The 13,555-nt window shown below is 71.3% G+C and carries 14 protein-coding genes and 1 tRNA gene; 12 read left to right on the top strand and 3 right to left on the bottom strand.

Translation table 11 applies throughout. From position 1 onward, the window contains the following. The first annotated feature begins 16 nt into the window (after window positions 1–16). The 5 genes from ileS (at window position 17) to radA (ending at window position 6,113) form a co-directional block, all read left to right on the top strand. On the top strand, window positions 17–2,839 hold the full coding sequence (gene ileS / locus D0Y53_RS08130; protein ID WP_233511716.1) for an isoleucine--tRNA ligase: 2,823 nt from the start codon (window positions 17–19) through the stop codon (window positions 2,837–2,839). Between the two features lie 11 nt (window positions 2,840–2,850). Further along, window positions 2,851–3,339, top strand: coding sequence for a signal peptidase II (lspA, locus tag D0Y53_RS08125; protein ID WP_117202805.1), 489 nt, complete (start codon window positions 2,851–2,853; stop codon window positions 3,337–3,339). Between the two features lie 79 nt (window positions 3,340–3,418). Further along, window positions 3,419–4,369, top strand: coding sequence for a 4-hydroxy-3-methylbut-2-enyl diphosphate reductase (ispH, locus tag D0Y53_RS08120; RefSeq protein ID WP_117202725.1), 951 nt, complete (start codon window positions 3,419–3,421; stop codon window positions 4,367–4,369). Window positions 4,370–4,444: 75 nt separating this feature from the next. Next, window positions 4,445–4,520, top strand: a tRNA-Thr gene (locus tag D0Y53_RS08115). A gap of 177 nt (window positions 4,521–4,697) precedes the next feature. Beyond that, window positions 4,698–6,113 carry a DNA repair protein RadA gene (gene radA / locus D0Y53_RS08110; RefSeq protein ID WP_117202724.1) on the top strand — a complete coding sequence of 472 codons (1,416 nt, stop codon included), beginning with the start codon at window positions 4,698–4,700 and terminating at the stop codon, window positions 6,111–6,113. A 143-nt stretch (window positions 6,114–6,256) separates the two neighbouring features. Here the strand turns inward: radA and D0Y53_RS08105 are convergent, their stop codons facing one another. Further along, on the bottom strand, window positions 6,257–7,045 hold the full coding sequence (locus D0Y53_RS08105; RefSeq protein WP_117202723.1) for a cytochrome C assembly family protein: 789 nt from the start codon (window positions 7,043–7,045) through the stop codon (window positions 6,257–6,259). A 213-nt stretch (window positions 7,046–7,258) separates the two neighbouring features. On the opposite strand from D0Y53_RS08105, the gene ffh reads away from it, so the two are divergent. The 6 genes from ffh to D0Y53_RS08075 all read left to right on the top strand — a co-directional run bounded on the left by ffh (window position 7,259) and on the right by D0Y53_RS08075 (window position 11,444). Further along, on the top strand, window positions 7,259–8,623 hold the full coding sequence (ffh, locus tag D0Y53_RS08100; protein WP_117202722.1) for a signal recognition particle protein: 1,365 nt from the start codon (window positions 7,259–7,261) through the stop codon (window positions 8,621–8,623). Window positions 8,624–8,759: 136 nt separating this feature from the next. After that, window positions 8,760–9,017 carry a 30S ribosomal protein S16 gene (gene rpsP / locus D0Y53_RS08095; RefSeq protein ID WP_117202721.1) on the top strand — a complete coding sequence of 86 codons (258 nt, stop codon included), beginning with the start codon at window positions 8,760–8,762 and terminating at the stop codon, window positions 9,015–9,017. A 33-nt stretch (window positions 9,018–9,050) separates the two neighbouring features. Further along, complete coding sequence (gene rimM / locus D0Y53_RS08090) at window positions 9,051–9,578, top strand: ribosome maturation factor RimM (RefSeq protein ID WP_117202720.1); 528 nt, start codon at window positions 9,051–9,053, stop codon at window positions 9,576–9,578. 15 nt (window positions 9,579–9,593) lie between these two features. Further along, window positions 9,594–10,370 (top strand): tRNA (guanosine(37)-N1)-methyltransferase TrmD, encoded by a 777-nt coding sequence (trmD, locus tag D0Y53_RS08085; protein WP_117202719.1) that lies wholly within the window; start codon window positions 9,594–9,596, stop codon window positions 10,368–10,370. 139 nt (window positions 10,371–10,509) lie between these two features. After that, complete coding sequence (rplS, locus tag D0Y53_RS08080) at window positions 10,510–10,914, top strand: 50S ribosomal protein L19 (protein ID WP_117202718.1); 405 nt, start codon at window positions 10,510–10,512, stop codon at window positions 10,912–10,914. A gap of 125 nt (window positions 10,915–11,039) precedes the next feature. Further along, a complete protein-coding gene (locus tag D0Y53_RS08075) occupies window positions 11,040–11,444 on the top strand; it encodes an RNA-binding S4 domain-containing protein (RefSeq protein WP_117202717.1) in 405 nt (134 codons plus the stop codon). Window positions 11,445–11,582: 138 nt separating this feature from the next. Here the strand turns inward: D0Y53_RS08075 and D0Y53_RS08070 are convergent, their stop codons facing one another. Continuing rightward, window positions 11,583–12,065, bottom strand: coding sequence for an Lrp/AsnC family transcriptional regulator (locus D0Y53_RS08070; protein ID WP_233511712.1), 483 nt, complete (start codon window positions 12,063–12,065; stop codon window positions 11,583–11,585). Between the two features lie 81 nt (window positions 12,066–12,146). Here D0Y53_RS08070 and D0Y53_RS08065 point away from each other — a divergent pair, with 81 nt between their 5' ends. Beyond that, on the top strand, window positions 12,147–13,379 hold the full coding sequence (locus D0Y53_RS08065) for a trans-sulfuration enzyme family protein (protein WP_117202716.1): 1,233 nt from the start codon (window positions 12,147–12,149) through the stop codon (window positions 13,377–13,379). Here D0Y53_RS08065 and D0Y53_RS12885 read toward each other — a convergent pair. Continuing rightward, on the bottom strand, window positions 13,376–13,522 hold the full coding sequence (locus tag D0Y53_RS12885) for a hypothetical protein (protein WP_158550620.1): 147 nt from the start codon (window positions 13,520–13,522) through the stop codon (window positions 13,376–13,378). The two genes, D0Y53_RS08065 and D0Y53_RS12885, sit on opposite strands and share 4 nt — an antisense overlap. Window positions 13,523–13,555: the final 33 nt, after the last annotated feature.

Here is a 13,555-nt window from a genome sequence, read left to right as displayed (position 1 = left end):
GGCCACCGACTTCCCGATGCGCGGCGACCTGCCCCGGCGCGAGCCGGACATGCTCGCGCGCTGGGAGGACGCGGGCCTGTACGCACAAATCCGCGCGCAGGCGCAGGGCCGCCCGGCGTGGGTACTGCACGATGGCCCGCCGTACGCCAACGGCGCGATCCACCTGGGCCACGCGGTCAACAAGGTGCTCAAGGACGCGGTGGTCAAATCGCGCCTGCTGGCCGGCTTCGATGCGCCGTTCGTGCCGGGCTGGGACTGCCACGGCCTGCCGATCGAGCTGGCGGTGGAGAAGAAGTTCGGCAAGGTCGGCGACAAACTCGACGCCGCGCAGTTCCGCGCCAAATGCCGCGAGTACGCGTTGCAGCAGATCGACCTGCAGCGCCGCGACTTCAAGCGCCTGGGCGTGATCGCCGACTGGGAGCATCCGTACCGCACCCTGGATCCGGCTTACGAGGCCGGGATGCTGCGCGCGCTGGCGACGATCATCGAGCGCGGCCACCTGGCGCGCGGGGTCAAGCCCGTGCACTGGTGCTTCGACTGCGGTTCGGCGCTAGCCGAGGCCGAGATCGAATATCAGGACAAGCAGTCGCCGGCGGTCGATGTCGCCTATCCGGCGAAGCAGCCGCAAGCGCTGGCCGCAGCATTCGGCGTCGCCGTGCCCGAGGGTGCGCTGGTGGCGGTGCCGATCTGGACCACCACGCCGTGGACCTTGCCGGCGAGCCTGGCGGTCAGCGTCGGCCCGGAGCTGGACTACGTGCTGGTCGAAGGCCCGCGCACGGGCGACGGCCGGCGCCGCCTGCTGGTGCTGGCCGAGGCGCTGGCCGCGCCCGCGCTGCAGCGTTACGGCATCGACGACGTCGTGGTCCTGGGCCGCGCGCGCGGCATCGCGCTCGAAGGCCAGCGCCTGCAGCATCCGTTTTACGACACGCCCGCTTGCGCGCGCGAAATCCCGATCCTGCTCGGCGACCACGTCTCCGCCGAGGACGGCACCGGCGCGGTGCACACCGCGCCCGGCCACGGCCAGGACGACTTCGTGGTCGGCCAGCGCTACGGCCTGGTCGACAAGTATCCGGCCGCCGAACTCAACCCGGTCGACGGTCGCGGCGTGTACCTGCCGTCGACGCCGCCGGCCGGCGACACCGCGCTGGCCGGCACCCATATCTGGAAGGCCAACGCCGCGATCGTCGAGGTCCTGCGCGGCAACGGCACGCTGCTCGCGCACGCCACCATCACCCACAGCTATCCGCACTGCTGGCGGCACCACACCCCGGTCGCGTTCCGCGCCACGCCGCAGTGGTTCATCGCGATGGAACAGGCGCAGCTGCGCCGCGACGCGCTGGCGGCGGTGGGGGAGGTCGACTGGATCCCCGACTGGGGCCGGGCGCGCATCGCCGGCATGGTCGAGGGCCGCCCGGACTGGTGCATCAGCCGCCAGCGCACCTGGGGCGTGCCGATCGCGCTGTTCTACGAGCGCGAGTCCGGCGAACCGCACCCGGACACGCCGGCGTTGATGCGCCGCGTCGCCGACCTGGTCGAGCGCGACGGCGTCGACGCCTGGTACGCGCTGGATCCGTCCGCACTGCTCGGCGCCGATGCGGCGCGCTACGAGAAGGTCACCGACATCCTCGATGTCTGGTTCGATTCCGGCGTCTCGCACGCTTGCGTGCTGGCGCAGCGGCCGCAGGACCGGCTGCACAAGCCGGCCGAGCTGTACCTGGAAGGCTCCGATCAGCATCGCGGCTGGTTCCAGTCCTCGCTGCTCACCGGCGTGGCGATGGACGGCGTGGCGCCTTACCGGCAGTGCCTGACGCACGGCTTCACCGTCGATGCGCAGGGCCGCAAGATGTCCAAGTCGCTGGGCAACGGCATCGAGCCGCAGGACATCATCAAGACCCTGGGCGCCGACATCCTGCGGTTGTGGATCCTGTCCACCGATTACCGCAACGAGATGTCGCTGTCGCAGGAGATCCTCAAGCGCACCGCCGACGCCTACCGCCGCATCCGCAACACCGCGCGCTTCCTGCTCGGCAACCTCAACGGCTTCGAGCCGGCGCGGCACCTGGTCGCGCCGGCGGACATGGTCGCGCTGGACCAGTGGATCGTGCACCGCGCCTACGGCCTGCAGCAGAAGATCGCGGCGGCCTACGCGCGCTACGACTTCGCCGAGGTGGTGCAGGCGCTGTCGAATTTCTGCAGCGTCGACCTCGGCGCGCTGTATCTGGACGTGACCAAGGACCGGCTGTACACGATGCCGGAGGATTCGGCCGGCCGCCGCAGCGCGCAAAGCGCGATGTACCGCGTCGCCGAAGCGCTGGTGCGCTGGATCGCGCCGATCCTGTCGTTCACCGCCGATGAAATGTGGGGCTACCTGCCGCCGGCGCCGGGCGACGAAAAGCGCGGCGGCAACGTGCTGTTCGCGACCTGGTACGACGGCCTGGCGCCGCTGGGCGAGGACGCGCCGCTGTCGGCCGCGGACTTCGAGCGCCTGCTGGTGCTGCGCGAGGACGTCGCCAAGGTGCTGGAGCCGATGCGCGCGGCCGGGCAGATCGGCGCGGCGCTGGACGCGGAAATCGCGCTGCACTGCAACGCCGCCGACCGCGACTGGCTGGCACCGCTGGCCGATGAGTTGCGCTTCCTGCTGATCAGCGGCGACGTGCGCATCGTCGCCGACGCCGCCGCCACGGACATCGCCGTGCTGGCCACCGCGACCGACAAGCGCAAATGCGTGCGCTGCTGGCAGCACCGCGCCGATGTCGGCAGCCATCCGCAGCACCCGCAGATCTGCGGTCGCTGCGTGTCCAACGTCGACGGCCCGGGCGAGCAGCGGCACTGGTTCTGAGGATGGTCGAAATGCAAAAACCGCAACCCAACGCCTTGCCCTGGCTGCTGCTGTCGGCCGTGGTCGTGGGGCTGGACCAGCTCAGCAAGCTGTGGGTGCTGCGCAGCCTGCCCGAGTTCCGGCCGGTGCCGGTGATCGACGGCGTCTGGAACTGGTTCCGCACCTACAACACCGGCGCCGCATTCAGCTTCCTGAGCGACGCCGGCGGCTGGCAGCAATACCTGTTCGTGGCGCTCGCCGCAGCGATCAGCGCGCTGCTGGCGTGGTGGCTGGTCAAGACCCCGCGCGCGGACTGGAAGACCGCGTTGCCGTACGCGCTGGTGATCGGCGGCGCCCTCGGCAACGTCATCGACCGCCTGCAGCACGGCCACGTCGTCGACTTCATCCAGTGGTACTGGCGCGACTACTACTGGCCGGCGTTCAACCTGGCCGATGCGGCGATCGTCGCCGGCGCGGTCGGCATTGCCCTGTTCGGGCTGGTGCAAAAGCCCAAGGGCTGACCGGCCGCGACCGCCTGGTCGCGCGTTCGGCCGGCGCGTTCCACCGGGGCGGCCGCCGGACGCAAGGTACAATGCCGGCATGGACATCATCCTCGCCAATCCCCGCGGATTCTGCGCCGGCGTCGATCGCGCGATCGCGATCGTCAGGCGCGCGCTGGAGATCCTCGGCGCGCCGATCTACGTGCGCCACGAGGTGGTGCACAACCGCTACGTGGTCGAGGACCTCAAGCGGCGCGGTGCGATCTTCGTCGAGAACCTGGACGAGATTCCCGACGGCGCCACCGTGGTCTTCAGCGCCCACGGCGTGTCGCAGGCGGTGCGCACGGAAGCCGAGCGACGCGGATTCCGGGTGTTCGACGCCACCTGCCCGCTGGTGACCAAGGTGCATCTGGAGGTCGAGCGCCACTGCCGCGCCGGGCGCGACATGATCCTGATCGGCCATGCCGGCCACCCCGAGGTCGAGGGCACGATGGGGCAGTGGAAGCGCGCGCCCGGGAACGGCCGCATCCACCTGGTCGAAAACCTCGCCCAGGTCGCGACCTTGCAGGTCGAGCAGCCCGACAACCTCGCCTATACCACCCAGACCACGCTGTCGGTGGACGACGCCAAGGCCATCATCGACGCGCTCCGGGCCCGCTTCCCCGCGATCCAGGGGCCGCGCCGCGACGACATCTGCTACGCGACCCAGAACCGCCAGGACGCGGTGCGCGAGCTGGCGCGCCAGTGCGACCTGCTGCTGGTGGTGGGTTCGCCCAACAGCTCCAACTCCAACCGCCTGCGCGAGCTGGCCGAGCGCGAGGGCGTGGAGGCGCACCTGGTCGACGGCGCGAGCCAGATCGATCCGGGCTGGATCGCCGGGCGCCGCAACATCGGCGTTACCGCCGGGGCCTCGGCGCCGGAGGTGCTGGTGCGAGGCGTGATCGAGCGCCTGCAGCAGCTCGGGGCGCAGACCGTGCGCGAGCTCGACGGCAAGCCGGAGGACATGGTGTTCGCCCTGCCCAAGGAGCTGCGGCCGCAACTGGTCGACTGAGCCGCGAGCGGCTAGAATCCGCTCCCTGCCGCGACGCGCGGCCCGCTCCGGTCGCCAGGGCCGGGTCACAGACACGCCGGAATAGCTCAGTTGGTAGAGCGGCGCATTCGTAATGCGTAGGTCGCAGGTTCGACTCCTGTTTCCGGCACCAGGCACTCGAAGCCCCGCGGACGCGGGGCTTCGTTTTTCTGGATTGCAGCGCCCGACGACGCAGGCTCCGCCGCACGGCGGAGCCGCCTGTCAGGGCCAGGCACCGGTCTTCCTCCCGCCGATCTCCCCGCCTGCGACCGCGGGCCGCTACAGTGGCGACATCGGAACGGGGAAGGCGATGGTCGCGAAATCCACGAGCAAGGCGCGGACCGCCTACGTCTGCACCGAATGCGGCGGCGAGCACAACAAATGGCAGGGGCAATGCGCCGAGTGCGGCGCCTGGAACACCCTGTCGGAAATCGTGCTGGAGCCAGCGGGCGCGGTGGCGAAGTCGCCGTCGCGGCGGGGGGGCTGGGCCGGCAAGGTCGACGCGCCGAAGGTCACCGCGCTCTCGGACGTGCGCCACCAGGAAGACGCGCGCGTCTCCACCGGCATCGGCGAGTTCGACCGCGTGCTCGGCGGCGGTCTGGTCGAAGGCGCGGTGGTGCTGGTCGGCGGCGACCCGGGCATCGGCAAGTCGACGCTGCTGCTGCAGGCGGTGGCGAAGATGGCGGCCGGCGGCGCGTCGGGAGGGGCGGGGTTCAGCAGTCTTTACGTGACCGGCGAGGAATCACTCGGCCAGGTCGCCGGGCGCGCCGCGCGCCTCGGGCTGGCGGTCGACGGCGTGCATGCGCTGGCCGAGACCGGGATCGAGCGCATCCTCGAGCACGCCGCGGCGATGCGCCCGCGGATGATCGTCGCCGATTCGGTGCAGACGCTGTGGACCGAATCGCTGACCGCGGCGCCCGGTTCGGTCAGCCAGGTGCGCGAATCGGCCGCGCGCCTGGTGCGCTACGCCAAGGAAACCGGCACCGCGGTGTTCCTGGTCGGCCACGTCACCAAGGAGGGCGGCATCGCCGGCCCGCGCGTGCTGGAGCACATGGTCGATGCGGTGTTGTATTTCGAGGGCGAGAGCGGCAGCCGCTTCCGCGTACTGCGCGCGTTCAAGAACCGTTTCGGCGCGGTCAACGAGCTGGGCGTGTTCGCGATGGGCGAACAGGGGCTGAAGGAAGTACCGAACCCGTCGGCGATCTTCCTCTCCGGCGGCAGTCTGCAGCAGCCCGGCAGCTGCGTGATGGTGACGCGCGAAGGCACGCGGCCGCTGCTGGTGGAAGTGCAGGCGCTGGTGGACAGCTCGCCGCTGTCCAACCCGCGCCGGGTCGCGGTCGGCCTGGAACAGAACCGGCTGGCGATGCTGCTGGCGGTGCTGCACCGCCACGGCGGCATCGGCGTGGCCGACCAGGACGTGTTCGTCAACGTGGTCGGCGGCATCCGCGTGCAGGAAACCGCGGCCGACCTGCCGGTGCTGCTGGCGGTGCTGTCGTCGCTGCGCGACCGACCGCTGGCGGACAAGACGGTGGCCTTCGGCGAGATCGGCCTGTCCGGAGAGATCCGCCCCGTGCCCAATGGCGAGGAGCGGTTGAAGGAAGCCGCGACCCACGGCTTTCGCCGCGCGATCGTGGCCAGGGCGAATGCGCCCAAGTCCGGCAGCTACAAGGGGCTCGAGGTGATCGCGGTGGAGCGGCTGGCCGACGCCATCGACGCCGCCGGCTGAGGCACGGGCAAGGCCGGGCTCGAGAACCAAGGTCGAGAATCGGAGTCGAGAACGAGGGGGCGGAGGGCACACTTGTCGCGCCCGACGCCACGGTCGTGCCGGCGGAACCGGGCAAACCGGCGGCCGTTCCCGGGCCGGCCCGTTCAGGGGCCGCGCTGCAGGACCAGCTCCAGCACGAACTTGCTGCCGAAGAAGGCCAGCACCAGCAGCGCCATCGCCGCCAGCGTCCAGCGCACCGCGATCCGGCCGCGCCAGCCGGAACGCCAACGCCCCAGCAGCAGGATCCCGAATGCCAGCCAGGACAGCACGCTGAACACGGTCTTGTGCGCCAGGTGCTGGGCCAACAGGTCCTCCACGAACAGCACGCCGGTCAGCAGGGTGGCGCTGAGCAGCACGAAGCCGGCGGCGATGGTGCGGAACAGCAGCGTTTCCAGCTCGGTCAGCGGCGGCAGCGCACGCAGCCAGCCGCTGATGCGGTGGCGGCGCAGGGCGCGCTCCTGCAGCCACAGCATCATCGCCAGCAGCGCCGCGACTGCCAGCGTGGCGTAGGCGAGCAGCGCGCACCAGGCGTGCAGCTGCAGGCGCCAGCCCAGTACTTCGGCCGGATGCCGGCCGTAGCCCGCGTAAGCCAGCAGCGAGGCGGCCGCCAGCGGATACACCACCACCCCCAGCGCCTGCATCCGCCCGCCGGCGCCGAACCCCGCGGTCAAGGCCGCCATGCCCAGCCCGGTCAGCGACAGCGCGGCGAAAAAGTGCATGTCGGTTCCGCCCGACTGCCGCCACGCCAGCACGTGCACCACGCCATGCAGGGCGATCGCGAACACCGCCGGCAGCAGCCAGCTGCGGGCCCCGCCGCGCTCGCGGCGCAGCAACGCGACCAGCAGGCCGGTGGCCACGAGATAGAGCAGGGCGGCGATGAGCACGGTTGCCATCGCGGCAGTTTCGCATAGCCGCGCAGGGGCGGCACCGGCCCGCGGCGCATTCTCCGGGCCTTGGCCGCGAGCCGCAGCGTTTCCGCGCCGGCGGCGGGCGCGGGCGCGGCCGGCCAGCGACCGCGCGAGGTTGCGGCTCCGACGGCAGTGCCGCGGGGCGCCGCGCGCGCCCGGCTATACTTTGCGCCCGTTTTCCGCACGGTTTCCGCGCCCATGTTCGAATCCCTGACCCAGCGCCTGTCCGGCACCATCGAGCGCCTGCGCGGCCGCGGCCGGCTGACCGAATCCAACATCACCGAGGCCACCCGCGAGGTGCGGATCGCGCTGCTCGAGGCCGACGTCGCGCTGCCGGTGGTGCAGGCGCTGATCCAGCGGATCAAGGTGCGTGCGGTCGGGCAGGAAGTGCTGAAATCGCTGACCCCCGGCCAGGCGCTGATCCGGATTGTCCGCGACGAGCTGACCGCGGTGATGGGCGCGCAGGCCAGCGACCTCAATCTCAATGTGCCGGCGCCGGCGGTGATCCTGATGGCCGGCCTGCAGGGCGCGGGCAAGACCACCACCGTGGCCAAGCTCGCCAGGCACCTGAAAGAACGGCGCAAGAAGAAAGTGATGGTGGTCAGCGCCGACGTCTACCGTCCGGCCGCGATCGAGCAGCTGAAGACGCTGGCGCAGCAGGTCGGCGTGCTGTTCTTCGCGTCGGACGCCTCGCAGCAGCCCGAGGCCATCGTCCGCGCCGCGATCGAGGACGCCCGCAAGTCCTATGTCGACGTGCTGATCGTCGATACCGCCGGCCGCACCAGCATCGACGCCGCGATGATGGCCGAGATCAAGGCGCTGCACGCGGCCGCGAACCCGGCCGAGACCCTGTTCGTGGTCGATTCCATGACCGGCCAGGACGCGGCGACGACCGCCAAGCACTTCAGCGAGGCGCTGCCGCTGACCGGCGTGGTGCTGACCAAGACCGACGGCGACGCCCGCGGTGGCGCCGCGTTGAGCGTGCGCTACATCACCGGCAAGCCGATCAAGTTCATCGGCACCGGCGAGAAGACCGACGGCCTGGACGTGTTCCATCCCGATCGCGTCGCCAGCCGCATCCTCGACATGGGCGACGTGCTGTCGCTGGTGGAGCAAGTCGAGCAGCAGGTCGACCGCGACAAGGCGCAGAAGCTGGCCGAGAAGGTCGCCAAGGGCCGCAAGTTCGACCTCAACGACATGCGCGACCAGCTCGAGCAGATGCAGAACATGGGCGGCCTGGCCGGGCTGATGGACAAGCTGCCCGGCGTCGGCCAGATCCCCGACCACGTCAAGGCCCAGGTCACCGGCAAGGAAGTGCCGCGGATGGTCGCGATCATCAATTCGATGACCAAGAAGGAGCGCCGCAACCCGGCGCTGCTCAACGGCTCGCGCCGCGCCCGCATCGCCCGCGGCGCCGGCATGGCGCCGGCCGACGTCAACAAGCTGATGAAGCAGTACCAGCAGATGGAAAAGATGATGGCGAAGATGGGCCGCGGCGGCATGAAGGGGCTCATGCGCGGGATGCAGGGCATGATGGGGCGCGGGGGGATGCCGTTCCGCTGAAGCCGGCGCTGCTTGCCCGACCGGAGCGAACCGGCTGGAGGGGGACCGGCGCCCGGGCTTTCCCCGGCCCGGATCAATGGCTTACAATTGCCGGCTTACCCTGCCATCCCGGCAGCTGGGCAACACCGCAACCACCATGGTCAAGATCCGCCTCACCCGTGGCGGCGCCAAGAAGCGCCCCTTCTACCACATCATCGTCACCGACAGCCGCAGCGCCCGCGACGGCCGCAACATCGAGCGCGTGGGCTTCTACAACCCGGTCGCGACCGGCGGCGAGAAGCGCGTCGAGCTCGATGTCGCGCGCGTGCAGCACTGGGTGGGCCAGGGTGCGCAGCTGAGCGACAAGGTCGCCGACCTGTACAAGCAGGTCAGCAAGGCCGCGACCGCGGCCTGATCCGCGGACCGCTGCGTGCGGTCCGTCGCCGACATGGAACCCCGGGCGCCGTCCGCCGTGCAGCAGATGATTCTGCTGGGCCGGATCCACGGCGCCTTCGGCGTGCGTGGCGAGCTGAAGCTGGAATCGTTCACCCAGCCCGCCGCCGCGATCTTCCGCTACCAGCCCTGGACCCTGCGCGATCCGCAGGGCCGCGAACGCGCACTAGCCGGCGCGCGCGGCCGGGAAACGGCCAAGGGCCTGGTCGCCACATTTTCGGAAGTCGCCGACCGCGATGCCGCCGAGGCGCTGCGCGGCACCGAAGTCTGGGTGCCGCGTTCGGCGCTGCCGCCGCCCGCGCCCGGCGAGTACTACTGGGTGGACCTGGAAGGCCTGCGGGTGGTGAACCTGGAGGGCGTGGACCTGGGCACCGTCTCGCACCTGTTCGCCACCGGCGCCAACGACGTGCTGGTGGTGCAGGGTGAGCGCGAGCGCATGATCCCGTTCGTCGAACCCGCATTCATCCGCGCGGTGGATTTCGCGGCCGGCACGGTCACGGTCGACTGGGATGCGGAGTTCTAGCAGCCGGGAGTGGGCATGCGCATCGATATCGTCAGCCTGTTCCCGGACTTCGTCGCCCAGCTCGCCGGCCATGGCGTGGTCGGGCGGGCGCTGGAGCGGGGGCTGCTGTCGCTGCACGGCTGGAATCCGCGCGACTACGCCGAGGGCAGCTACCGCCGGGTCGACGACCGCCCGTTCGGCGGCGGCCCGGGCATGGTGATGCTGGTCGACCCGCTGCGGGCCTGCCTGGCCGCGGCGCGCGCGGCCGATCCGGCGCCGGCCAGGGTCAGCTATCTCAGCCCCCAGGGCCAACGCCTGACCCAGGCCAGGGTCCGCGAACTGGCCGCGCGCGAGCGCCTGATCCTGCTCTGCGGCCGCTACGAGGGGATCGACGAGCGCCTGGTCGCGGCCGAGGTCGACGAGGAGCTGTCGATCGGCGACTACGTGCTGTCCGGCGGCGAGCTGGCGGCCGCGGTGGTCATCGACGCGGTGGCGCGCCTGCAGGAGGGCGCCCTCAACGACGCCGAGTCGGCGGCCCAGGACAGTTTCGGGGCGGACGCCGGGGACGGCCCGCTGCTGCTGGACTGCCCGCATTACACCCGCCCGGTCGAGCACGCCCTGGGCGTCGTGCCGTCGGTGCTGCTGTCGGGCAACCATGCCGCGATCGCCCGCTGGCGGCGGCAGCAGGCGCTGGGCCGGACCTGGCTGCGGCGCCCGGACCTGATCGACCGCCAGGCGCTGTCCGCCGCCGACCGGGCGCTGCTGGACGCGTTCCTGGCCGAGTCCGCGGCCGGGCCCGGGAAAACCGGGTAAGCCGCTGGCGCGAGACGGAAAACTGCCGCTATAATGCGCGGCTTCGCTGCATCCACGCCAAGACGCGGGTCCACGTGCACTCGCGCTACAACAGCCCGGCGCCCCCGAGGCGACCCGGCATTCCAACAGGCCGACACCCATGAACAAGCCCTCGCTCCACACGCTGCTGCAGAATTTCGAGACCGAACAGGTGCAGCGCCAGCTGCCGGCCTTCGGCCCGGGCGACACCGTCGTCGTCAACGTCAAGGTCAAGGAAGGCAACCGCGAGCGCGTCCAGGCCTACGAGGGCGTGGTCATCGCCAAGAAGAACGCCGGCCTGAACTCCGCCTTCACCGTGCGCAAGATCTCGCACGGCTACGGCGTGGAGCGTGTGTTCCAGACCCACAGCGCCAGCATCGACTCGGTGCAGGTCAAGCGCCGCGGCGCGGTGCGCTCGGGCAAGCTGTACTACCTGCGCGGGCTGGAAGGCAAGAAGGCGCGGATCCGGGAAGACCTGGCCGGCAATGCCAAGGCCAAGGCCGCGGCCGCTGCCGCCGCCGAGTAAGCCTGGCGCCAGGTTTCCGGAAAGACCGCCCGCGTGGCGGTCTTTTCCGTTTCCGGGGCGGCCGATCGGCATTTTCCGTCTGCGGCTGGCCGCCGTCAGCGGGCGTCCCGCGCTATGGTGAGCTCATGACCACCGCTCCCGCGACCGCCGGCGTGCGTATCGACGTCTGGCTGTGGGCCGCGCGTTTCTTCAGGACGCGCAGCCTGGCCAGGCAGGCCGTCGAAACCGGCAAGGTCGAGGTCGAGGGCCAGCGCGCCAAGCCGGCGCGACTGCTGCGCGGCGGCGAAGCGCTGCGCGTGGAGCGTTCCGGCGAACTGTTCGAGGTGACGGTGCTGGCGCTGGCGGACACGCGCGGGCCGGCCAGCGTCGCGCAGGCGCTGTACGCCGAGTCCGAAGTCTCGCGCGTGCGCCGCGACGCCGAGCGTGCGACCCGTGCCGCCGCGCGGGCCGGTTACCGCGCGCCCGAGCACAAGCCCGACAAGCGCGCGCGGCGCCTGATCCGCGCGCTGGGCGACCTCGACGCGTCGTAGCGGTGCCGGCGAGGGCGCGCGACTGGCCGCGCGATCCTCCGGCTTGCCCGGCCCCCGCGAGGCCACCGGTGAACGCGGCCGGCCCGCCAGGCGCAAGGCTGCCTTGCGCCCAGGCGCGCCGGTGCGATGCCGATGCGATCAGTCGCCGCCCGGCCACGGCGGCAGCTCGACGTTGCGCTGGAACTCGAAGATCAGCCGGGTTTCGATGTGGGCCACTTCCTCGCGTTCGGTGAAGGCGGCCAGGGCGAAGTCGCGCAGATGGTCGCTGTCGCGCACGCCGACGTGGACCAGGAAGTCGTCGGCGCCGGCGACGTGGTAGCAGGCCAGCACTTCCGACAGGTCCAGCAGGTGCCGGTGGAAGCAGTCGACCAGCGCGCGCGAGTGCTTCGCCAGCCGCACCGACACCATCGCCTGCAGGCCGATGCCGATCGCCGCCGGCGCGATTTCCGCGTGGTAGCCGAGCAGCACCCGCGCCTCGCGCATGCGGCGCACCCGTTCCAGCGCCGTGGAAGGCGCGATGCCGGTTTTCGCGGCGAGGTCCTTGTTCGGCAGCCGCGCATTCTTCCGCAGCAGGCGGAGCAGGGCGTAGTCGATTCGGTCGAGCACGATGGAGAGCGCCATTTGCGAAATATCGTTCGAAAGCGGAATGGATACCCGAATGGGCTTCTAGCATAGCCCGCATTCACCGCTTCGAGGCTCGCCATGCTCCGCTTCCAGACCACCGCCGTCCATGCCGGCCGCGAGGACTTCGCCACCCTGTGCGTGCATGCGCCGCCGCTCGACCTGTCCACCACCTACCCGGTGTCCGACCTCGGTGTCGGGACCGCCAGCTTCGACGCCCTGGTCGGCGGCGCGGCGGATGCCGCCAATCCGATCTACGCGCGCCTGCACAACCCGACCGTGGCCCGCGCCGAAAACGCCATCGCCGCACTGGAAGGCACCCAGGCCTGCGTCGCCTACGGCTCGGGCATGGCGGCGCTGACCGCGGTGCTGCTGGCGCGCCGCCAGCACGGCGGCCATGTGCTGGTGGTGCGGCCGCTGTACGGCACCGCCGACCATCTGCTGGCCAGCGGCTTGTGCGGGCTGGAGGCGGAGTTCGTCGACGCCGGCCAGATCGCCGCGCGCCGCCGCGCCGACACCACCCTGGTGGTGATCGAGACGCCGGCCAATCCCACCCTCGATCTGGTCGACATCCGCGCAGTGGTGGCCGCCGCCGGCGACGTGCCGGTGCTGGTCGACTCCACCTTCGCCACCCCGGTGCTGCAGCAGCCGGCTGCGCTGGGCGCGACCTACGTGCTGCACAGCGCGACCAAGTTCCTCGGCGGCCACGGCGACGTGATTGCCGGCGTGGTCTGCTGCGACGAGGCGCACGCCGCGCCGCTGCGCACCGTGCGCGCGGCGACCGGCGCGCTGCTGCATCCGCTGGCGGCCTACCTGCTGCACCGCGGCCTGCCGACGCTGGCGTTGCGGGTCGAGCGTGCGCAGGCCAACGCTCGGGTGCTGGCGCAGCGGCTGGCCGAACATCCGGCGGTGTCGCGGGTGGATTACCCGGGGCTGGGCAAGGTGCGCAATGCCCACCTGGTCGGCACGCAGATGTGCGGGCCGGGGACGCTGATGTCCTTCGAGATGCGCGCCGGCCACGCGGCGGCGGCCGCGGTCATGGCGGCGGTGCAAGTGATGACCCCGGCGGTCAGCCTGGGCTCGGTGGACACCCTGATCCAGCATCCGGCCGGCTTGACCCATCGGGTGGTGGACGACGCCACCCGCGCCGCCACCGGCATCACCCCCGGCCTGCTGCGGCTGTCGGTGGGCATCGAGGATGTGGAAGACCTGTGGGACGACCTGGCGCAGGCGCTGGCGCGTGCCGAGGCCCGCTGCCCGGCGGACGATGCAGCCGGGCGGCGGCGGACGCTGTCCGTCGCTGCGGGTGCTTAGTCCGCCAGTTTCTCCAATGCCGCGGCAACGCCGGCGGTGCAGGCCGGATCGACCTTCATGCAGTCGCGCTCGGCCGCCTTGTTGAGGTGCACGCGGGCGCAGCGGGTAGTGCGCGGCGGCAGGGTCGCCGGCGCGGGTGGCATGGCGGCAGGTGGCTGCAGGAAGCATGCATGGGC

It is taken from the genome of Cognatiluteimonas weifangensis (assembly GCF_003416885.1).
GTDB classification, from domain to species: Bacteria; Pseudomonadota; Gammaproteobacteria; order Xanthomonadales; family Xanthomonadaceae; genus Cognatiluteimonas; species Cognatiluteimonas weifangensis.
This window is presented reverse-complemented; position numbering and strand designations above follow the sequence as displayed.

Bases quoted from the DNA above. Each gene is read 5' to 3' on its own strand.
- D0Y53_RS08065 (WP_117202716.1), top strand. From the start codon at position 12,147: ATGCTCCGCTTCCAGACCACCGCCGTCCATGCCGGCCGCGAGGACTTC.
- D0Y53_RS08075 (WP_117202717.1), top strand. From the start codon at position 11,040: ATGACCACCGCTCCCGCGACCGCCGGCGTGCGTATCGACGTCTGGCTG.
- rplS (WP_117202718.1), top strand. From the start codon at position 10,510: ATGAACAAGCCCTCGCTCCACACGCTGCTGCAGAATTTCGAGACCGAA.
- D0Y53_RS08105 (WP_117202723.1), bottom strand. From the start codon at position 7,045: ATGGCAACCGTGCTCATCGCCGCCCTGCTCTATCTCGTGGCCACCGGC.
- rimM (WP_117202720.1), top strand. From the start codon at position 9,051: ATGGAACCCCGGGCGCCGTCCGCCGTGCAGCAGATGATTCTGCTGGGC.
- ileS (WP_233511716.1), top strand. From the start codon at position 17: ATGCGCGGCGACCTGCCCCGGCGCGAGCCGGACATGCTCGCGCGCTGG.
- ffh (WP_117202722.1), top strand. From the start codon at position 7,259: ATGTTCGAATCCCTGACCCAGCGCCTGTCCGGCACCATCGAGCGCCTG.
- ispH (WP_117202725.1), top strand. From the start codon at position 3,419: ATGGACATCATCCTCGCCAATCCCCGCGGATTCTGCGCCGGCGTCGAT.
- D0Y53_RS12885 (WP_158550620.1), bottom strand. From the start codon at position 13,522: ATGCCACCCGCGCCGGCGACCCTGCCGCCGCGCACTACCCGCTGCGCC.
- trmD (WP_117202719.1), top strand. From the start codon at position 9,594: ATGCGCATCGATATCGTCAGCCTGTTCCCGGACTTCGTCGCCCAGCTC.
- radA (WP_117202724.1), top strand. From the start codon at position 4,698: ATGGTCGCGAAATCCACGAGCAAGGCGCGGACCGCCTACGTCTGCACC.
- lspA (WP_117202805.1), top strand. From the start codon at position 2,851: ATGCAAAAACCGCAACCCAACGCCTTGCCCTGGCTGCTGCTGTCGGCC.
- D0Y53_RS08070 (WP_233511712.1), bottom strand. From the start codon at position 12,065: ATGGCGCTCTCCATCGTGCTCGACCGAATCGACTACGCCCTGCTCCGC.
- rpsP (WP_117202721.1), top strand. From the start codon at position 8,760: ATGGTCAAGATCCGCCTCACCCGTGGCGGCGCCAAGAAGCGCCCCTTC.